Source organism: Zobellella taiwanensis (assembly GCF_003012795.1).
GTDB lineage: Bacteria > Pseudomonadota > Gammaproteobacteria > Enterobacterales > Aeromonadaceae > Oceanimonas > Oceanimonas taiwanensis.
Genome location: NZ_PXYH01000001.1, coordinates 220,806 through 239,366, shown reverse-complemented (window position 1 = coordinate 239,366; position 18,561 = coordinate 220,806). Strand labels below are relative to the sequence as shown.

Sequence of the window (18,561 nt, the reverse complement as noted above, 5' to 3'; positions counted from 1 at the left end):
CACCATGGCGAACAAACTGCAACAGGGTTTTCGGCTGGGCCTGCTGGCCAGCGGCGTGGGGCTGGCGCTGAGCGCCCAGGCCCAGGAGCCGGCCCAGGTCAACTTCTATAACTGGTCCGACTATATCGCGGAAGACACCCTGGCCAACTTTACCCGGGAAACCGGCATCCAGGTCACCTATGACGTGTTCGACTCCAACGAGGTGCTGGAGGCCAAGCTGCTGGCGGGCAACACCGGTTTCGACGTGGTGGTGCCGACCGGCGACTTTATGGGCCGGCAAATCCAGGCGGGTGCCTTCCTCGAACTCGACAAGTCCAAGCTCGGCAATTACGGCAACCTGGATCCCAGGATCATGGCCTTGCTGGCGGAGAAGGATCCGGACAACAAGTTCGGCGTACCCTACCTGTGGGGTACCACCGGCATCGGTTACAACGTCGACAAGGTTAAGGAAGCGCTGGGGGCGGAGGCGCCGGTGGACTCCTGGGACCTGGTGATGAAACCCGAAAACCTGGAAAAACTCAGCCAGTGCGGGGTCGCCTTCCTCGATGCCCCCACCGAAATTTTCGCCGCCGCCCTCAATTACCAGGGGCTGGATCCCAACAGTACCGAGGTCGCCGACTACAACGGTCCGGCCACCGAGCTGATGCTGAGCCTGCGGCCCCATATCACCTATTTCCATTCCTCCAAATACATCAACGATCTGGCCAACGGCGACATCTGTGTGGCGGTGGGCTGGTCCGGCGACATCCTGCAGGCGCGGGACCGGGCCGACGAGGCGGATCAGGGGGTCAATGTGGCCTACAGCATTCCCAAGGAAGGTGCCCTGATGTGGTTCGACATGCTGACCATTCCCCGCGATGCCAAGCACCCGGACAACGCCCACAAGCTCATCGACTACCTGATGAAGCCCGAGGTGATCGCCGGGGTATCCAACTATGTGGCCTACGCCAATGCCAACAGCGCCGCCAAGGCCTTCGTGGATGAGGAAATCCTGAACGATACCGGCATCTATCCCACCGAGGAGGCGGCGGCCAAGCTCTACACCGCCAAGATACTGCCCCAGAACGTCAACCGGGTGATCACCCGGGCCTGGACCCGGGTCAAGACCGGTCGCTGACGGTTGCGGGGTGCCCGCGGGCACCCCGCCTTAGTTTCGCAAGGAGGTGAACATGCCGGAAAACGATACCCAGGCCGCGTCGGCGCAGGCCAGGCCCTTCCTCGAAATCCGCGGCATCAGCAAGTTGTTCGACGGCCAGCCGGCGGTGGACGACGTCAGCCTCAGCATCCGGCGCGGCGAGATTTTCGCCCTGCTCGGGGCCTCGGGTTGCGGCAAGTCGACCCTGCTGCGCATGCTGGCCGGCTTCGAGCAGCCGAGCAAGGGCGAGATCCTGCTCGACGGCGTCGACATCGCCGAGGTGCCGCCCTATGAGCGGCCCATCAATATGATGTTCCAGTCCTATGCCCTGTTTCCCCATATGACGGTGGAGGCCAATATCGCCTTCGGCCTCAAGCAGGACAGGCTGCCCCGGGCGGAGATCGCCGAACGGGTGGAGCAGATGCTCAGGCTGGTGCACATGGAGGATTACGCCCGGCGCAAGCCCCACCAGCTTTCCGGCGGCCAGCGCCAGCGGGTGGCCCTGGCGCGCAGCCTGGCCAAGCGGCCCAAGCTGCTGTTGCTGGACGAGCCCATGGGGGCGCTCGACAAGAAGCTCAGGGAAGAAATGCAGCTCGAACTGGTCAACATCATCGAAAAGGTGGGGGTGACCTGCGTCATGGTGACCCACGACCAGGAAGAGGCCATGACCATGGCCGGGCGCATCGCCATCATGAACAAGGGCCGGCTGGTGCAGGTGGGCGATCCCCTGGATGTGTACGAGTATCCCAATTGCCGCTACAGCGCCGAGTTTATTGGCTCGGTCAATGTGTTCGACGGCGTGCTGGCGGCCAACGATACCGACAGCGCCGAGGTGCGTTGCCCGGATCTGGCGCAGCCGCTGCGGATTAACCACGGCCTGTCCATCGCCGAGGGACTGCCGCTGATGATAGCGGTGCGCCCGGAAAAAATGCACCTCAGCCTGGTGCAACCGCTGGAAGAGGCCAACTGGCTGGCCGGCGTGGTGGACGAGATAGCCTACCTGGGCGGCCTGTCCATCTATCATGTGCGGCTGGCCTCGGGCAAGCGCATCCTGGCGACCCTGCCCAATGTGGACCGCCAGCGCAAGGGGGCCCCCACCTGGGGCGATACCGTCTTTTTGCGCTGGGAGGCGGACAGTTGCGCCGTCCTGCTGATCTAGGGAGCTGAACATGAACACCCGAGCCCGACTGCGCGCCGGCCGGCGGCTGGTTATCGCCCTGCCGTATACCTGGCTGCTGCTGTTTTTCCTGATCCCCTTTCTTATCGTATTCAAGATCAGCCTGTCCCAGGCGGCCCTGGCGATACCGCCCTACAGCCAGGTGATCAGCTATGCCAACGAACAACTGAACATAGTGCTGTCGTTCAGCAATTATCTGTTCCTGCTCAGCGACAGCCTCTATCTCCAGTCCTACCTGCAGTCGCTCAAGGTGGCGGCCATCTCCACCCTGCTGTGCCTGCTGATCGGCTTTCCCCTGGCCTGGGCCATTGTCCATTCGCGGCCTTCCACCCGCAATGTGCTGCTGATGCTGGTGATACTGCCGTCCTGGACGTCCTTCCTGATCCGGGTCTACGCCTGGATGGGCATCCTCGGCAACAACGGCTTTCTCAACAATCTGCTGCTCTGGCTGGGGGTGATCGACAGCCCCCTGCAGATCCTCAACACCAACACCGCCGTCTATATCGGCATCGTCTACGCCTACCTGCCGTTTATGGTGCTGCCCCTGTATACCGCCCTGATGCGGCTCGACTATTCCCTGGTGGAGGCGGCGGCGGACCTGGGTGCCCGGCCCTGGAAAACCCTGCTGACGGTGATAGTGCCCCTGATCAAGGGCGGCATCATTGCCGGCTCCATGCTGGTGTTTATCCCGGCGGTGGGCGAGTTTGTCATCCCCGAACTGCTCGGCGGCCCCGATACCCTGCTGATCGGGCGGGTGCTGTGGCAGGAGTTCTTCAACAACCGGGACTGGCCGATAGCGGCGGCGGTGGCCAGCATCATGCTGCTGCTGCTGATGGTGCCCATCATGTGGTTTCACCGCAACCAGCGCAAAGAGATGGAGGGCTGAACCATGAACAGCATTCCCGTCAGCCGCTCCCGGCTGCGTCCCCTGATCCTGCTGCTCGGCTTCGGTTTTCTTTACCTGCCGATGCTGATCCTGATCGTGTACTCCTTCAACAGTTCCCGCCTGGTCACGGTGTGGGCCGGCTGGTCGACCCAGTGGTACGGCGAGCTGTTCCGGGACGAGATGATGATGCAGGCGGTGGGCCTGAGCCTGACCATCGCCTTTCTGGCCGCGTCCGCCGCCGTGGTGCTGGGCACCGTGGCCGGCTTCGTGCTGACCCGCATCGGCCGCTTTCGCGGCGAGAACGGTTTTGCCTTTATGATCACGGCACCCCTGGTGATGCCCGAGGTGATCACCGGCCTGTCGCTGTTGCTGCTGTTCGTGGCCCTGGGGGATTTGTTCGGCTGGCCCGCCCAGCGGGGCATGGGCACCATCTGGATTGCCCATGTTACCTTCTGCACCGCCTATGTGGCGGTGGTGGTCAGCTCCCGGCTGCGCGAGCTGGACCGTTCGGTGGAGGAGGCGGCCCTGGATCTGGGCGCCCGGCCGCTCAAGGTGTTCTTCGTGATCACCCTGCCGATCATCGCGCCGGCCATCATCGCCGGCTGGCTGCTGGCCTTTACCCTGTCCCTCGACGACCTGGTGATCGCCAGCTTCGTGTCCGGGCCCAACGCCACCACCCTGCCGATGGTGGTGTTCTCCAGCGTGCGCCTGGGGGTCAGCCCCAAGATCAACGCCCTGGCGACCCTGATCATTCTGATTGTCTCGCTGGTGACCTTTGTCGGCTGGTGGCTGATGGCCCGGGCCGAGCAGCGCCGGGCGCAGGAAGCGGCCGCGGCACGGGCCGCCTGAACGGGAGGAGGGAAGTGATGGAACTGGCGGAACGACTGAAGTGGCTGCGCCAGCGCCACGGCCTGTCCCAGCGCGAGCTGGCCAAGCGCGCCGGGGTCAACAACAGCCTGATCTCGCAGATCGAGCAGGAGGCGGTCAATCCTTCGGTGGCCACCCTGAAGCGGGTACTGGACGGCTTTCCCATCTCCATGGGGGAGTTCTTCAGCCTGGAGCGGGCGCCGCTGAGGCCGGTGTTCTTTCGTGGCGAAGAGCTGGTGTCCATGAACAGCGGCGAGGTACAGATGTGGCTGGTGGGGCCCCTGCACGGACGCCGGCTGGCGCTGCAACGGGAATGCTATCCACCCGGTGCCGATACCGGGCCGGAGATGCTCAGCAACGAGGCCGAGGAGGCGGGGCTGGTGCTGAGCGGGGAAATTGAAGTCACCGTGGGTGGGCAGCGCTGCCTGTTGCGTGCGGGCGATGGCTACTATTTCGATACCCGCCAGCCCCACCGTTTTCGCAACCTCGGCAGCGAAAGCTGCGAACTGGTGTCGGCGGCCACGCCGCCGACCTTTTGAACCAGGCTCAGAACGAGGGCGGGGTGTTGGCGGAGATCATCTCCAGCGCCTCTTCACCGATGCTGACAAAGCGATGGGGCCGGGTGCTGTCGAAATAATAACCGTCGCCCGGGCCCAGCTCGTATTGCTCCTGATCCACGAACAATCTCAGTCGGCCCCGGATCACCACGCCGCACTCCTGGCCGGCATGGCTGAGCGGCTCGGGGCCGGTGTCGGCGCCCACCGCCATGGTTTCACGCATCATGCCGATGGTGCGGCCCACAAAGCCGCTGCCCACCAGCCGGTAGCTGATGTTGCCCGAGCCGAGTTCGGGCTGCACGTCGGCCCGGTACACCACGGGATGGCCGCTGTCCTCAGTGTCGGCAAAAAACTCGGCCAGCGACATGGGCAGGCCGTCGAGCAGCTTTTTGAGGGAGCCGATAGAGGGGCTAACCTGGTTTTTCTCGACCTGGGAGATAAAGCCGTTGGTGACGCCGGAACGCTTGGCCAGCTCCCGCTGGGACAGTTTAGCCTGCTGCCTTACGGCCTTGAGGCGTTGGCCTATGTCCATCTGGGCGATTTCTCCTTAGCTGCAATTGAATCTTGAAAAGGATGCGAGCAAGATGATCCCGGGTTCCCCGTCGGGGAGGAGGGCGGTCGGCTTGCCGGGGCGCATTTTACCCCACAAAACCGCATGCACACAGAGGTGAATATGGATATAGCAGTCCCCAAGGAAATCAAGAATCATGAATACCGGGTCGGCATGACGCCGGGCGGGGTCAAGGAGCTGACCGCCGCCGGCCACCGGGTGCGGGTCCAGCAGGGCGCCGGGGCCGCCATTGGCCTGACCGACGAACAGTACGCCGCCGCCGGCGCCGAGCTGGTGGCCGAGGCCGCCGAGCTGTTTGAACGGGCCGAGATGATCGTCAAGGTGAAGGAGCCCCAGGCGGAGGAATACCGGCTTCTCAAGCCCGGCCAGCTGTTGTTCACCTACCTGCACCTGGCGCCCGACCTGCCCCAGACCGAGGGCCTGCTGGCTTCCGGCTGCACCGCCATCGCCTACGAGACGGTGACCGATGCCCAGGGCGGGTTGCCGCTGCTGGCTCCCATGAGCGAGGTGGCCGGGCGCATGGCGGTGCAGGCCGGCGCCCATTGTCTGGAGAAGGCCCAGGGCGGGCGGGGCGTGCTGCTTGGCGGCGTGCCCGGGGTGGCCCCGGCACGGGTGCTGATCCTCGGCGGTGGCGTGGTCGGCATCAACGCCGCCCGCATGGCCCTGGGAATGGGGGCGGACGTGACCCTGTTCGACAAGTCCCTGCCCCGGCTGAAGGAACTCGACGCCCTCTACGGCCCGGCCCTGAAAAGCCTCTATTCGACCCGGGATGCCATCGAGGCCGAGCTGCCCCGGGCCGACCTGGTGATCGGCGCCGTACTGGTGCCGGGCGCCTCGGCCCCCCGGCTGGTGACCCGCGACATGCTCGCCCTGTTGCCGGCGGGTGCCGTGCTGGTGGACGTGGCCATCGATCAGGGCGGCTGCTTCGAAACCAGCCGGGCCACGACCCACCAGCAGCCGACCTTCGAGGTGGACGGCATTATTCATTACTGCGTGGCCAATATGCCCGGCGCGGTGGCGCGCACTTCCACCTTTGCCCTGACCAACGCCACCCTGCCCTTTGTGCAGGCTTTGGCCAACAAGGGCTGGCGGCGGGCGCTGCAGGAGGACGAGCACCTGGCGGCGGGGCTGAACGTTCACCGGGGCGAGGTGGTGTATCCGGCGGTGGCCGAGGCCCACGGGCTGGACTGCCGGCCCCTGGTGGAGGTGTTGGCCGAGGCCTGAGGCCAGGCCCGCCGTTTGGCTGCGAGGCCCAGGCCCGCAGCGGTGACAAGGAGAACCGACCGATGCAGCTCGGATTATTGCTGTGCGATCATACCGATGAGGATTTCCGCCGGCGGGGCGGGGACTACCCGGATCTGTTTCTTGAACGCATCCACGAGGTCGAGCCCGCCGCCCGGCTGGAGGTGTTCGACGCGGCGGCCGGCGAGCTGCCGGCGCCGGACATGGCCCTGGATGGCTGGATCATCAGCGGCGCCCGCCACGATGCCTTTGGGGATGCCCCCTGGCTGGCCCGGCTGCGCGAACGCCTGGCCGGGTTGCTGGCGAGGGGGCAAAGGGTGGCCGGGGTATGCTTTGGCCACCAGTTGCTGGCGCTGATGCACGGCGGCCGGGTGGCGCGAGCCCCGGCTGGCTGGGGTATCGGCAACCACGGCTACCACTGGCGGCGGCCCGGCCCGGCGTTGCCCGACTACCGCCTGCTGGTCAGCCACCAGGATCAGGTACTGGCGCTGCCGCCCGATGCCGAGCGGCTGGCCGGATCCCCGTTCTGCCCCAACGCCGCCTTTACCCTGGGCGACAAGGTGATGGGGGTGCAGGGGCATCCGGAATTCAACGTCGATTATGCCCGCTTCCTGCTCGATCAGCGGCGGGCCCGCTTCGGCGAGGCGCACTACCGCCAGGCCGTGGACTCCCTGGAACAGCCCCACCAGGGACGGGAGGTGATGGCGCTGATGCTCGGTTTCCTTGCGAGCGGCAAGCCGTGATGCCGGCCGGTGGCCGGGCCAGGGTGCTGCTGGCCGGGGTATTCAGCCAAATCCTGTGCATGGGCGTGGCCCGGTTCGCCTATACGCCCCTGCTGCCGCTGATGCAGCAGCAGACGGCGCTGGACGAGGTGGGTGGCGGCTGGCTGGCGGCGATCAACTACCTGGGCTATTTGTGTGGCGCCCTGGTGGCTGCTTCCCTCACCAGCCTGACCCTCAAGTTCCGCCTGTACCGGGCCGGCCTGCTGCTGGCGGTGTTGTCCACCGGAGCCATGGCGCTGACCGAGCAGTGGTGGCTGTGGGCCCTGCTGCGGTTTTTGGCCGGGCTCAGCACGGCGGCGTCCATGCTGCTGGCGGCGGGACTTATCATGAACTGGCTGTTGCGCCACCGCCGGCGCGGCGAACTCGGTATCCACTTTGCCGGGGTTGGTCTGGGTATTGTCTTTGCCGCCCTGGCGGCGGAGATCATGCTGGGACTCGGCCTGGACTGGCGCGACCAGTGGGGATGGCTGGCCCTGCTCGGGCTGGGGCTGGGCCTGCCCGCCTGGCGGTGGATGCCGGCCCCGGCGCCGGCCGCCGGCGGCAGCCACCTGGCCGACAATCCGCCGGGGCGCTTTTTCCTGGGCATGATGCTGGCCGCCTATTTTTGTGCCGGCTACGGTTATGTGGTCAGCGCCACCTTTATCGTGGCCATTGTCGACCAGATGCCGGGGCTGCAGGGTCTGGGCCACAGGGTGTTTCTGGTGATGGGGCTGGCGGCCGTGCCGGCGGTCATGCTGTGGGATCTGGTGGCGCGGCGCACCGGCTACCTCGGCGCCCTGGCCCTGGCCTTTGCCCTGCAGATAGGCGGCATAGTGCTGCCGGCCCTGAGTGACGGCCTGCTGCCGGCGTTGCTGGGGGCGGCGCTGTACGGCGCCACCTTCATCGGCTGCGTCAGCCTGGTGCTGACCATGGCCGGGCGCTGCTATCCCGGCCATCCGGCCCGGCTGATGGGCAAGCTGACCCTGGCCTACGGCATTGCCCAGATAGGGGCGCCGGCCCTGACCGGCTGGCTGGCGACCGGCGCCGGTGGCTACCGGGACGCGCTCTGGCTGGCGGGCGCCGTGATGGTGCTGGGCACCCTGCTGGTGCTGGTGCTCAAATATACCGACGACACCGCCGCCCGGCTCGACCGGGGCGAACTGCCCGTGGCGGGAGCCGGTGCCGGTCTCAAGGAGTCATGATGAAATGCGGTATCGCCAACCAGCCTGGTCCATCCTGGTCACTGGGGGCCCGGCTGGTGAAGGCCCCCGGCCTGCCTTTTACGGCATTGCGGGTAGCGGATGAACGAAGGAGGGGAGCATGGCGCTGACGGATGAACAACGGCGGGCGGCGCGGGAGCGTTTCCTGGCCGATGCGGAACAGGTGGACCCGGCGGGGCTGGAGCAGGCCGCCCGCCGCGGCGAGCATAAAATGGCTGCGTTCGGCGAGCGACCGCCGGCCTCCCTGAGCGAGTGGTGGCAGGAGCTGAAGCTGATGCTCGGCCTGCTCAACGATTATCGCAAGGGCGATTACCGCCAGGTGCCCTGGAAGGTGATTGCCGCCATCACCGGGGCGGTGATCTACTTTGTGTCGCCGCTGGACGTGGTGCCCGACTTCCTGCCCCTGGCCGGTTACCTGGACGATGCCCTGGTGATCAAGCTGGCGCTCGATCTGGCCCGGGCCGACCTGGCCCGCTATGCCCACTGGAAACAACGGCAGCCGCCATCCCATGAATGAGTTGACCGCACAGTTGTGGGAAGGGCACCAGACCCTGGTGCGGCTGGGAATCGCCCTGCTGCTCGGCAGCCTCATCGGTATCCAGCGTGGCTGGCAAAGCCGGGATACCCGGGCCGGCCTGCGCATCGCCGGGGTACGCACCCATACCCTGGTGGGCCTGCTGGGCGGCCTGGTGGCGCTGCTCGGCCGCCATTCGGGCCAGTGGCTGCTGGCGGTCGGCCTGCTCGGCGTAGTGGCCATCACCCTGGTGGCCTACCGGGCACGCAGCCGGGATCAGACGGATTACAGCATTACCGGCAGCATAGGGCTGGTGCTGACCTTTTGCTTTGGCGCCCTGGCCATGCTGGAAAATCCCGCCATCGCCGCCACGGCGGCGGTGATGACCGCCTTTATTCTCGACAACAAGCAGGAGATCCACGGCCTGCTCCACAAGCTGCAGGAGCACGAGCTGGACGCCGGGCTCAAGTTGCTGCTGATTTCGGTGGTGATGCTGCCCCTGCTGCCGAACCGGGATCTGGGCCCGGGCGGCGCTATCAACCCCTACGAAATCTGGTGGATGGTGGTGCTGATCGCCTCGGTCTCCTTTCTCGGCTACTTCGCCATCCGGGTCGGCGGCACCGAGAAGGGCATTTTTTTTACCAGCCTGTTTGCCGGGCTGAGCTCGTCCACCGCCCTGACCCTGCATTACGCCCGCCTGTCGCGCCAGTCGCCGGTCCTGTCGCCCATGCTGGCCGCCGGCATCCTGCTGGCCTGCGGCACCATGTTTCCGCGCATCCTGGTGTACTGCGCCCTGATCAACCCGGTGCTGCTGGCCGGACTCTGGCTGCCGGTGGTGGTCATGACACTGCTGCTGTACGGCCCCGCCGCCTGGATTTGGCGCCGGCACCGCACCCTGACCTGCGTGGATCAGCCGGCGCTCAGCATGAACCCGCTGGACCTGAAGGCGGCCATGCTGTTCGGCGGCCTTATCCTGCTGATTATGCTGCTGGGGGAATGGCTGAAAAACGCCCTGGGCAAGGCGGGGATCTTGCTGCTGGCGATCGCCTCCGGAGTGACCGACGTGGATGCCATCACCCTGTCCCTGACCCGGATGTCCCTGTCGGGTATAGAGCCGGCCACCGCCGTGCTCGGCATAGTGCTGGCCGCCTCGGTCAACAACCTGGTCAAGGCGGGCATGGCCCTGGCCCTGGGCGAGGCCGCCCTGGGCCGGCGTGTGGCCTGGGTCATGGGTGCCTCCCTGCTGGTCGGCCTGCTGACCGCCTGGCTGCTTAACTGAAACCGTGCCGGGCCGCCTGGCCGGCGGTGCGTGTGCGTGGTCCATCAAAGAAAAAAGCAGTGCTGCGAAACGCAGCACTGCTTTTTGTCGGCACATCGCGGCTTGCCGTTTATGCCGGCAGCAGTTCCCGGTGCAGGTCGGCGATAACCTGGCCGGCCACGTCCTCGGCCACCAGGAAACAGAAGTTGTGGGGGCTGGCACCGTAGCAGATCATGCGGATATTGACGTCGGCCAAGGCCTGGAAGACGCGGGTGGCGGTGCCGCCGGACTCGCTCATCCGGTTGCCGATGAGCGCCACCAGCGCCAGTCCCTTCTCCACCTTGAGGTGGCAGTGGCGGGCCAGTTCGTCCTGGACTTCCTGGGTCAGCAGCTCGGCGCCCGAGTCGAGGGTCAGGGAGACGCTGATCTCGGAGGTGGAAATCAGGTCCACCGAAATCTTGTGCCGGGCCAGGATACCGAACACCTCGGCGAGAAAACCGTGGGCCTGGAACATGCTCTGGCTGGTCAGGGTCAGCAGCACCTGGTTGCGGCGCAGGGCCAGGGCGCGGAACAGGGGCTGGCTGGGGGTGCTGTTGCGGATCCAGGTACCGCCCGCCTCCGGGGCCTTGCTTGACCCCACGAACACCGGTATCTGGCGGCGCACCGCCGGCTGCAGGGTGGCCGGATGCAGCACCTTGGCACCGAAGGTGGCCATTTCCGAGGCTTCGCTGAAGCTGATTTCGGGGATGGCGCGGGCCTCGTTCACCAGGCGCGGATCCGTGGTATAGATGCCGGGCACGTCGGTCCAGATTTCCACGGCGGCGGCGCCCAGGGCCTCGCCCAGCAGGGCGGCGGAAAAGTCGCTGCCGCCGCGGCCCAGGGTGGTGGTGCGGCCATCGTTGGCGGCGCCGATAAAGCCCTGGGTAACGACCAACTGACGATCGCACAGGGGCTTGAGTTCCTCGGTCACTGCATTGGCGAGGGCGGCCAGATCCGGGGTGGCACGGTTGAAGCGATCATCGGTGCGCATGACCTTGCGTACGTCGAACCATACCGCCGGGGTGCCCCGGCGGCGCAGCAGCTCCACGAACAGCCGGGTCGACATCAGCTCGCCCTGGGCCACTATCTCGTCGTGCAGGGGCTTGCTCGGGCTGATCGCGGCGCTGTCGGCCAGCTCCTTGATGTGGTTAAGGATTTCCTCGATGTGCCGGGTCAGCATTTCCGGGCGCTCCAGGCTGTCGAGAATGCCGTGCTGGATGGCGGCCAGCTGTTGCAGCAGCTCGGCGCGCTGGCTGGGGTTGTGCTCACCGGAGGCCAGGGCCACCAGCAAATTGGTGACCCCGGAGCTGGCGCTCAGCACCGCCAGGCGGGTGGCGGGATGCTGTTCGAGAATGGCGGCGCAGCGGCTCATGGCGTCGGCGTCGGCCACACTGGTTCCACCGAATTTGGCGACAACGGGTTGATTCAAGGCGGGCTCCTTGCTATGCGAAAACGGGTACAAATAACGGGAGGAACGACTGCAGAGACGGGAAAGGTCACTTAGAAGCACTCCACCCACAGGTGACAGCCCGAAGGATTCAGCCTTCGCAGCCGATGGCGGCCCGCTTGCCCACGGACGGCCATCTCGGCGTTGTCTCCCCTGACCGGCGATCCCGGGAGTGGGTGCTCCTCCCGCCGGCTGCCTGAACAACGCGCCTCTTCTTGTTGCCCTATGCGGGCTGCCATATAACTACTGACTCTGCCCCGCAGTGTCAACGAGAAAATGGCGAAATGACCTAAACCAGGTCTTTCATCATGATTTTCGAGCGGCGCTGGTAATTGTACAGCTTTTGTTTGCCCATCGGCAGCGCGCCGACATCCACCGGCTCGAAGCCCCGCTCCCGGAACCAGTGGATAGAGCGGGTGGTGAGGATGAACAGCCGGGTCAGGCCACGCCGTTTGGCCTGCTCTTCCACCTTTTGCAACAGCATGTCGCCCCGGCTGCCCCGGCGATAGTCGGGATGAATGGCGACACAGGCCATTTCCGCCATGCCTTCCTCCGGGAAGGGATAAAGGGCGGCACAGCCGATAATGGCGCCGTCCTTTTCGATAATGGTGAACTGATCCACTTCCATTTCCAGCTGCTCCCGGGAACGGCGCACCAGTATGCCTTCCTCCTCCAGCGGGCGGATAAGGTCGAGGATGCCGCCGATATCGTCGATCCGGGCCTGGCGGGCCTGTTCGGCGCTCTGGCTGACGATTTGGGTACCCAGGCCGTCACGGGTGAACAGCTCCTGGATCAGCGCTCCGTCTTCCTTGTAGCTGACCAGGTGGCTGCGTGCCACGCCGGCCCGGCAACTGGAAATGGCGGCGCGCAGATAACGCACGGTGCCGGACATGGGATCCCGCGCCGCCAGCCGGGCGAGGTGTTCTTCCGCCTGTTCGGGAAACAGCTCGGCGATGGCCACGCCGTCCTCGCCCATGACCCCGCGTTGGGAGCAAAAGCCGATCAGCTTGTCGGCCTTGAGTTCGATGGCCAGGCGGCGGGCCAGCTCCTCGGAGGAGAGATTGAAGCTCTCGCCGGTGACCGAAAAGCCGATGGGGGAGATAAGCACGGTGGCGCCGTTGGCCAGCTGATGGTGGATGGTATCCGTATGGATGCGACGGACCCGCCCCGAATGCTGGTAATCGATGCCGTCGTCGACGCCGAGCGGTTGGGCAATAACGAAGTTGCCGGTGACCACGTTGATGCGGGCGTTTTGCATGGGAGTGTTGACCAGGCCCATCGACAGCCGGGACATGATGTCCATTTGCAGGCCGCCGCAGACATCCTTGATCACCCTGAAGCTGGGGCCGTCGGTAACCCGGGTATGCTTGTGGTAGACGCCGTCCAGGCCGGCTTCCGCCAGGCCCCGGTCGATTTGCGGGCGGGCGCCGAACACGATGACCAGCCGGATCCCGAGGCTGGTAAGCAGCGCTATATCACTGATGATATTGGGAAAGTTATCCTGATCTATGGCCTCGCCGCCAAGCATGACGACGAAGGTCGAGCCCCGGTGCAGGTTGACATAGGGGCTGGATTGACGAAATGCCTTGACCAGGGCGGCATCATTATCGCGCACGGACTGTCCTTTGAAACATGAGAAAGCAGGGGATTATGATCGTGAAAATTAATGCAAAAAACAAGATTAAATATTTACTTTGCGCCGACCGCGGGCCGGGCCTGGGGGTTGATTTTTATCAAGGCCGCCAAGGGGGAATAGACGCATACTGGATGTCGTTTAACGCCGTGCCCCACGGGCTCCTTTGTGCCAAAAATGCGAGCGCGGGCCAAGAATCCGCACTGCGGCGCCGGGTGCTTTTATGTTAATCTTTTTGGGTGTTTTGGCCTCGCTGGTGGCCAGGACACTCGGTAACTATAGCCAAAACAACAAAAGCGAGAAAAAACAATGCAAAGGAAACTGTGCTTGTCCATGTTGGGGGGGCTGGCAGGGCTGTCGAGTACGCCTGTCTTCGCCGCCGGAGGTCAGCTGGATCTGACGTCCTCCGCCGTGGGCATTTTTGCTGTCGTGATCTTCGTTATCGCCTACCTGCTGGTGATGGGGGAAGAGTACCTCCATCTGCGTAAATCCAAACCCGTGCTGGTGGCTGCCGGCATCATCTGGGTTGCCATTGGCTGGACCTACATGGCCCACGGCATTCCCGGGGTGACCGAAACGGCCTTTCGCCATAACCTGCTGGAATATGCCGAACTGTTGCTGTTCCTGCTGGTGGCCATGACCTACATCAACGCCATGGAGGAACGCCGCCTGTTCGACGCCCTGCGGGCCTGGATGGTGCGCAAGGGGTTCAGCTACAAGACCCTGTTCTGGCTGACCGGCTTCCTGGCCTTCTTCATCTCTCCCATCGCCGACAACCTGACCACCGCCCTGCTGATGTGCGCCGTGATCACCAAGGTGGCGGAAGGGGACAGGAAATTCATCAACCTGTGCTGTATCAATATCGTGATTGCCGCCAACGCCGGCGGTGCCTTCAGCCCCTTTGGGGACATCACCACCCTGATGGTGTGGCAGGCGGGGATCATCAAGTTCAACGAGTTTTTCATCCTGTTCATCCCGTCCCTGCTCAACTACCTGGTGCCGGCCCTGGTGATGAATTTCTTCATCGAAAACCGCAAGCCCGCCGCCCTGTATGAGGAAGTGGAACTCAAGCGTGGTGCCATCCGTATTGTGGTGCTGTTCCTGCTCACCATTGCCTCCGCCGTGGCCTGCCACAGCCTGCTGCACCTGCCGCCGGTGCTGGGCATGATGACCGGCCTGGGCTACCTGCAGTTTTTTGGCTATTTTCTGCGCCAGACCCTGCCGGGCTCGCTGGCCCGCAAACGGGCCCTGGCCCAGAAACGGGGAGACGAGGAAGCGCTCAAGCGCCTGGGCAGCGTGGTGCCCTTCGATGTGTTCAGCCGGGTATCCCGGGCCGAGTGGGACACCCTGCTGTTCTTCTACGGGGTGGTGATGTGCGTGGGTGGCCTTGGCTACATGGGCTATCTGGCGCTGGTCTCTGACCTGCTCTACACCAGCTGGGATGCGGTGTATGCCAATATTGCCCTGGGCCTGCTGTCGGCTGTGGTCGACAACATTCCGGTGATGTTCGCGGTGCTGACCATGCAGCCGGAAATGTCCCATGGCAACTGGCTGCTGATCACCCTGACCGCCGGCGTGGGCGGCAGCCTGCTGTCCATCGGCTCCGCCGCCGGGGTGGCGTTGATGGGGCAGGCCAGGGGCATGTATACCTTTGTCGGCCACTTGAAGTGGGCGCCGGTGATTGCCCTGGGTTATGTGATCAGCATACTGGCCCACCTCTGGCTCAATGCCGAGAGTTTCACGGTTTACGGTTAATGCCCCTCGCGGCTGCCGTTCCGGCAGCCGCCTTGTCGAACCTCACCACCACAGGGTGGTCATGCCCAGGATGACGAACAGCGCGGCACTGGCGCTGTGGACCCATTTCATGGGGATCCGCTCGGCCCCTTTCTTGCCGAGCAGCACCACGGGCACGTTGGCCGCCATCATGCCGAGGGTGGTACCGGCCACCACCAGCCAGAAGTCCTCCACGAAGCGGGCTGCCAGCAGCACCGTGGCCAGCTGGGTTTTGTCGCCCATTTCCGCCAGGAAAAACAGCACAAAGGTAGTGATAAAGGGGCCGAAACGACGAAACCGGCCTTCTTCGTCGTCGAGCTTGTCGGGGATCAGCATCCAGGCGGCCATGGCGAAGAAGGAGCCGGCCAGCAACCAGCGCAACCAGTCTGGATCCAGCCATTGCTGGATCCAGACGCCCACCCATCCGGCGAGGGCATGGTTGAGCAGGGTGGCGGCCAGGATGCCGGCAATAATGGTCACAGGGGTTCTGAAACGACAGCTCAGCACCAGGGCGAGCAACTGGGTTTTGTCGCCGATTTCGGCGATGGCGACGGCGAGCGTCGAGGTGGTCAAGGCTTCCAAGGTGTATACCAGAGGGGACGGGGTGATTATTTACCAATGAGCAGACCGCGCCGCCCGTCCCCGGTATCGGCACCAGCCTGTCAAAGGTCTCGTCAAACCCCGGTGGGTCACGGCCGCCATGGTGATTTTGCACCAATTGTGTTGACGACCATCTCGATATCGAGAGACTACTCCCCCTTGTGCAGGAGCGGCCATTTTAGCCGCCGAAGGCGAAAAAGCAAGGACTTAGCCGCCCGCCTTTTTGACCTGGAAGCCGGCCTTGGTGAGCAGCTCGGCCACCTGTTCCAGGCGATCGCCCTGGATTTCGATCACGCCGTCCTTGACCGCACCGCCGGTGCCGAGCTGGGATTTCAGTCGCTTGGCCAGTGCCTTGATGTGCTCCGCCGGAACCCCGTAAACGCAGACGACACCGGCTCCCTTGCGCCCCTTGGTTTCCCGGCGCAGCCGCACCAGGCCATCGGCGGGAAAGGGGCCGTTGCCGCCGGCGGTCGGCTGGACTTCGGCCTGCCAGCCGGGATCCGTGCTATAGACGATACGGTTCATGATTTGGGCTCCATGATGAGTTGCAGCAGTTCGCCCTCCAGCAGGGCGCGCTTGACCAGGGCCAGGCCACCGATGGTCTGATCGTCCTGGAAGCGGGCCCGTTCCAGGGGCAGGCCCTGGTGGAAGCTCGGCAGGGACTGGTATTCGATGGATTTGGCCACAATCGGAAAGACCAGCCGTTCGGCCTCGCACAGGGCGCCGCTGAGCAGCACCTTCTGGGGATTGAACAGGTTGACCATGATGGCCAGGGCCCGGCCCAGGTGCTCGGCGGCCCGCTCCAGCACCTCCCGGGCCAGGCGGTCGCCGGCCAGGGCGGCCTGGCACAGCGCGGTCATGCTCAGCCGGTCCGGGTCGAGCCGGCTGGGGTAGCCCTGGCTCAGCATGTGCCCGGCCTGGCGCAGCAGGGCGGCATCGGCCACCATGGTTTCTAGGCAGCCGAAGTTGCCGCAGTGGCAGCGATCGCCCAGGGGATCAACCCGGATATGGCCGATTTCCGCCACGTCCCGTCCCTGGCTTTTGAAAATATGGCCTTCGGTAATGATGCCGGCACCCACCCCGTGGTGCACGCTCACCAGCACCGAATCGAGACAGTCGCGGGAGGCGCCGTAATAGTGTTCGGCCAGGGCCTGGGCGCGGATGTCGTTGCCGATAAAGACCGGCAGCCCCAGCGCCTGGCCAAGGCGGGCGGCAAGAGGGACGCCCGCCAGCGGGTAGCTGGGATGATAAATCACCTGTCCCAGGCGGGCGTCGGTCAGGCCGGGCATGACCACCGCCAGGGCCACCAGCCTGAGCGGATGGCCCTGCTCTCGGATAAAGCCGGCGATTTCCCGTTGCAGGGCCGTGAGCAAGGGCTCCAGCTCGCGCCGGGGGAAGGGCAGGGTACGGCGTCCGGCTTCGTTGCCTTCCAGGTCATAGAGCGCCAGGCGCAGCTCTTCCCGGCCGAGCTTGACCGATACCAGGTGGAAATCGCGGGTGACCGTGGTCAGGGAAATGGCACGCCGGCCGCCGGTGGAGGCCTGGTGCTCCATTTCACGGATCAGGCCGTGCTCGAGCAGGGTGCGGGTGATTTTGGTCACGCTTGCCGGGGCCAGGTGACTGAGTTCGGCGATCTTGACCCTGGATATCGGGCCCTGACTGTCGATCAGCCGGTAGACGGCAGAGCTGTTGACCTGTTTGACCAGGTCGACATTGGCGATTTGTCCGCGGGTCATGGGGTTGTGAATTGTCCGTTTACCAGGGTGGCCCTGACGCCGTAGCCGGCGTCCAGCACCACCAGATTGGCCACCCTGCCGGTGGCGACGGCGCCCAGCTCCGCTTCCAGCCCCAGTGCCCGGGCCGGATACAGGCTGGCCATGCGCAGCGCTTCCGTGAGCGGCAGTCCTACCCGTTCGACCAGGTTGCGGACGCCTTCTATCATGGTCAGCGCCGAGCCGCCGAGTGTACCACGCTCGTCCCGGCATTGCCCATCCCGCACATGGACGGTGGCGCCGCAAAAATCAAACCGCTCGAATCCGGGAGGGGCGCCGGCGGCGGCGGTGGCGTCGGTCACCAGGCACAGGCGCTCGCCCAGGATCCGGTGTGCCAGCCGCACATTGGCCTCATGCACATGAAAGCCGTCCACTATGATGCCCGCGTACACCCCGGGGTGGTCGTACACGGCGCCCACGGCGCCGGGCTCGCGGCCGTTGGCGGTGGGGGTCATGGCATTGTAGAGGTGGGTGGCAAAGCCGATGCCGGCCGCGAAACCTGCCATGGCCTGGTCATAGCTGGCGGCGGTATGGCCCATGGACAGCCGTATGCCGGCTGCGCGCAGGCGGCGCAGATGGTCGGCGCTGTTGCACTCGGGGGCCAGGGTCAGCAGGGCGATGGCGTCGGCATGCTGGCACAGGAAAGCAAGCATGGGTTCGTCCAGGGCACGGATCTGCCGTTCGGGATGGATGCCCCGGCGCAGGACGTTGGTGTAGGGGCCTTCCAGGTGCAGCCCCGGCACCCGGTGGCGATGGCGGGCCATGTATTCCCGGGTGACCGCCACCGCCTGGCGCATGTCCCGGTCGGGCGAGGTGATCAGGGTCGGCAGAAAGCTGGTGGTGCCCGCCTTCAGGTTGGCCCTGTGCATGGTATCCAGGGTGGCTGGGCTGATGTCGTTGTTGAACATCACTCCGCCACAGCCGTTGAGCTGCAGGTCGATAAAACCGGCGCTGAGCAGGGCTCCGCCCAGGTCGTGGCGGGGCAGGCCGGGAGTCAGGCCGGACTCGGGCAGCAGGGCGGCGATGCGTCCGTGCTCGATCAGCACGGCATGGTCCTGGAGCAGGCGTTCGCCGTCGAACAGGGTACAGTGGGTCAGGGCAAACATGGC

General features: G+C 65.1%; 19 protein-coding genes and 2 riboswitches. Of the genes, 12 read left to right on the top strand and 7 right to left on the bottom strand.

What is annotated here, in order from left to right; all coding sequences use genetic code 11:
* Positions 1-4 precede the first annotated feature (4 nt).
* The 5 genes from C7I36_RS01040 to C7I36_RS01020 are packed head-to-tail and all read left to right on the top strand — an operon-like array spanning position 5 to position 4,604.
* Positions 5-1,117 carry an extracellular solute-binding protein gene (locus C7I36_RS01040; RefSeq protein ID WP_106451891.1) on the top strand — a complete coding sequence of 371 codons (1,113 nt, stop codon included), beginning with the start codon at positions 5-7 and terminating at the stop codon, positions 1,115-1,117.
* Between the two features lie 52 nt (positions 1,118-1,169).
* Positions 1,170-2,294: a putrescine ABC transporter ATP-binding subunit PotG gene (gene potG, locus C7I36_RS01035; protein WP_106451890.1), complete on the top strand. Its 1,125-nt coding sequence runs from the start codon at positions 1,170-1,172 to the stop codon at positions 2,292-2,294.
* A 10-nt stretch (positions 2,295-2,304) separates the two neighbouring features.
* Positions 2,305-3,198, top strand: a complete 894-nt coding sequence (potH, locus tag C7I36_RS01030; RefSeq protein ID WP_106451889.1) for a putrescine ABC transporter permease PotH — start codon at positions 2,305-2,307, stop codon at positions 3,196-3,198.
* Between the two features lie 3 nt (positions 3,199-3,201).
* Positions 3,202-4,047, top strand: a complete 846-nt coding sequence (potI, locus tag C7I36_RS01025) for a putrescine ABC transporter permease PotI (RefSeq protein ID WP_106451888.1) — start codon at positions 3,202-3,204, stop codon at positions 4,045-4,047.
* Between the two features lie 17 nt (positions 4,048-4,064).
* Positions 4,065-4,604 (top strand): cupin domain-containing protein, encoded by a 540-nt coding sequence (locus C7I36_RS01020; RefSeq protein WP_106451887.1) that lies wholly within the window; start codon positions 4,065-4,067, stop codon positions 4,602-4,604.
* 7 nt (positions 4,605-4,611) lie between these two features.
* Here the strand turns inward: C7I36_RS01020 and C7I36_RS01015 are convergent, their stop codons facing one another.
* The gene (locus tag C7I36_RS01015; RefSeq protein ID WP_106451886.1) at positions 4,612-5,154 is read right to left on the bottom strand and encodes a cupin domain-containing protein; all 543 of its coding nucleotides are present in this window, start codon (positions 5,152-5,154) and stop codon (positions 4,612-4,614) included.
* Positions 5,155-5,295: 141 nt separating this feature from the next.
* On the opposite strand from C7I36_RS01015, the gene ald reads away from it, so the two are divergent.
* From ald to C7I36_RS00990, 5 genes are all read left to right on the top strand, one after another.
* A complete protein-coding gene (gene ald, locus C7I36_RS01010; protein WP_106451885.1) occupies positions 5,296-6,417 on the top strand; it encodes an alanine dehydrogenase in 1,122 nt (373 codons plus the stop codon).
* Between the two features lie 62 nt (positions 6,418-6,479).
* On the top strand, positions 6,480-7,178 hold the full coding sequence (locus tag C7I36_RS01005; RefSeq protein WP_106451884.1) for a glutamine amidotransferase-related protein: 699 nt from the start codon (positions 6,480-6,482) through the stop codon (positions 7,176-7,178).
* Positions 7,178-8,398 carry a YbfB/YjiJ family MFS transporter gene (locus C7I36_RS01000; protein ID WP_106451883.1) on the top strand — a complete coding sequence of 407 codons (1,221 nt, stop codon included), beginning with the start codon at positions 7,178-7,180 and terminating at the stop codon, positions 8,396-8,398. The genes C7I36_RS01005 and C7I36_RS01000 overlap by 1 nt, the downstream gene beginning before the upstream one ends.
* A gap of 118 nt (positions 8,399-8,516) precedes the next feature.
* Complete coding sequence (locus C7I36_RS00995) at positions 8,517-8,933, top strand: YkvA family protein (protein WP_106451882.1); 417 nt, start codon at positions 8,517-8,519, stop codon at positions 8,931-8,933.
* Positions 8,926-10,209 carry an MgtC/SapB family protein gene (locus tag C7I36_RS00990; protein ID WP_106451881.1) on the top strand — a complete coding sequence of 428 codons (1,284 nt, stop codon included), beginning with the start codon at positions 8,926-8,928 and terminating at the stop codon, positions 10,207-10,209. Before C7I36_RS00995 ends, C7I36_RS00990 begins: the two co-directional genes overlap by 8 nt.
* A gap of 109 nt (positions 10,210-10,318) precedes the next feature.
* Here C7I36_RS00990 and lysC read toward each other — a convergent pair whose 3' ends face one another.
* Together lysC and argA are read right to left on the bottom strand one after the other, a co-directional pair.
* Positions 10,319-11,656, bottom strand: a complete 1,338-nt coding sequence (lysC, locus tag C7I36_RS00985; RefSeq protein ID WP_106451880.1) for a lysine-sensitive aspartokinase 3 — start codon at positions 11,654-11,656, stop codon at positions 10,319-10,321.
* Positions 11,657-11,723: 67 nt separating this feature from the next.
* A riboswitch (Lysine riboswitch) is annotated at positions 11,724-11,896 on the bottom strand.
* Between the two features lie 67 nt (positions 11,897-11,963).
* The gene (gene argA, locus C7I36_RS00980; protein WP_106451879.1) at positions 11,964-13,289 is read right to left on the bottom strand and encodes an amino-acid N-acetyltransferase; all 1,326 of its coding nucleotides are present in this window, start codon (positions 13,287-13,289) and stop codon (positions 11,964-11,966) included.
* 35 nt (positions 13,290-13,324) lie between these two features.
* On the opposite strand from argA, the gene C7I36_RS17180 reads away from it, so the two are divergent.
* A complete protein-coding gene (locus C7I36_RS17180; RefSeq protein WP_146137291.1) occupies positions 13,325-13,537 on the top strand; it encodes a hypothetical protein in 213 nt (70 codons plus the stop codon).
* A gap of 103 nt (positions 13,538-13,640) precedes the next feature.
* Positions 13,641-15,062 (top strand): sodium:proton antiporter NhaD, encoded by a 1,422-nt coding sequence (nhaD, locus tag C7I36_RS00975; protein WP_245879994.1) that lies wholly within the window; start codon positions 13,641-13,643, stop codon positions 15,060-15,062.
* 42 nt (positions 15,063-15,104) lie between these two features.
* On the opposite strand, the gene C7I36_RS00970 is transcribed toward nhaD, so the two are convergent.
* From C7I36_RS00970 to nagA, 4 genes are all read right to left on the bottom strand, one after another.
* Positions 15,105-15,662: a TMEM165/GDT1 family protein gene (locus C7I36_RS00970; RefSeq protein ID WP_106451877.1), complete on the bottom strand. Its 558-nt coding sequence runs from the start codon at positions 15,660-15,662 to the stop codon at positions 15,105-15,107.
* Between the two features lie 17 nt (positions 15,663-15,679).
* A riboswitch (yybP-ykoY riboswitch) is annotated at positions 15,680-15,850 on the bottom strand.
* Positions 15,851-15,887: 37 nt separating this feature from the next.
* Positions 15,888-16,205 carry a translation initiation factor gene (locus C7I36_RS00965; RefSeq protein WP_106451876.1) on the bottom strand — a complete coding sequence of 106 codons (318 nt, stop codon included), beginning with the start codon at positions 16,203-16,205 and terminating at the stop codon, positions 15,888-15,890.
* Entirely contained in the window at positions 16,202-17,416 is a 1,215-nt protein-coding gene (locus C7I36_RS00960) for an ROK family transcriptional regulator (protein WP_106451875.1), read from the bottom strand. The genes C7I36_RS00965 and C7I36_RS00960 overlap by 4 nt, the downstream gene beginning before the upstream one ends.
* Complete coding sequence (gene nagA / locus C7I36_RS00955) at positions 17,413-18,558, bottom strand: N-acetylglucosamine-6-phosphate deacetylase (protein ID WP_106451874.1); 1,146 nt, start codon at positions 18,556-18,558, stop codon at positions 17,413-17,415. The genes C7I36_RS00960 and nagA overlap by 4 nt, the downstream gene beginning before the upstream one ends.
* Positions 18,559-18,561: the final 3 nt, after the last annotated feature.

Bases quoted from the DNA above. Each gene is read 5' to 3' on its own strand.
- C7I36_RS01040 (WP_106451891.1), top strand. From the start codon at position 5: ATGGCGAACAAACTGCAACAGGGTTTTCGGCTGGGCCTGCTGGCCAGC.
- potG (WP_106451890.1), top strand. From the start codon at position 1,170: ATGCCGGAAAACGATACCCAGGCCGCGTCGGCGCAGGCCAGGCCCTTC.
- potH (WP_106451889.1), top strand. From the start codon at position 2,305: ATGAACACCCGAGCCCGACTGCGCGCCGGCCGGCGGCTGGTTATCGCC.
- potI (WP_106451888.1), top strand. From the start codon at position 3,202: ATGAACAGCATTCCCGTCAGCCGCTCCCGGCTGCGTCCCCTGATCCTG.
- C7I36_RS01020 (WP_106451887.1), top strand. From the start codon at position 4,065: ATGGAACTGGCGGAACGACTGAAGTGGCTGCGCCAGCGCCACGGCCTG.
- C7I36_RS01015 (WP_106451886.1), bottom strand. From the start codon at position 5,154: ATGGACATAGGCCAACGCCTCAAGGCCGTAAGGCAGCAGGCTAAACTG.
- ald (WP_106451885.1), top strand. From the start codon at position 5,296: ATGGATATAGCAGTCCCCAAGGAAATCAAGAATCATGAATACCGGGTC.
- C7I36_RS01005 (WP_106451884.1), top strand. From the start codon at position 6,480: ATGCAGCTCGGATTATTGCTGTGCGATCATACCGATGAGGATTTCCGC.
- C7I36_RS01000 (WP_106451883.1), top strand. From the start codon at position 7,178: ATGCCGGCCGGTGGCCGGGCCAGGGTGCTGCTGGCCGGGGTATTCAGC.
- C7I36_RS00995 (WP_106451882.1), top strand. From the start codon at position 8,517: ATGGCGCTGACGGATGAACAACGGCGGGCGGCGCGGGAGCGTTTCCTG.
- C7I36_RS00990 (WP_106451881.1), top strand. From the start codon at position 8,926: ATGAATGAGTTGACCGCACAGTTGTGGGAAGGGCACCAGACCCTGGTG.
- C7I36_RS17180 (WP_146137291.1), top strand. From the start codon at position 13,325: ATGATCGTGAAAATTAATGCAAAAAACAAGATTAAATATTTACTTTGC.
- nhaD (WP_245879994.1), top strand. From the start codon at position 13,641: ATGTTGGGGGGGCTGGCAGGGCTGTCGAGTACGCCTGTCTTCGCCGCC.
- C7I36_RS00965 (WP_106451876.1), bottom strand. From the start codon at position 16,205: ATGAACCGTATCGTCTATAGCACGGATCCCGGCTGGCAGGCCGAAGTC.
- C7I36_RS00960 (WP_106451875.1), bottom strand. From the start codon at position 17,416: ATGACCCGCGGACAAATCGCCAATGTCGACCTGGTCAAACAGGTCAAC.
- nagA (WP_106451874.1), bottom strand. From the start codon at position 18,558: ATGTTTGCCCTGACCCACTGTACCCTGTTCGACGGCGAACGCCTGCTC.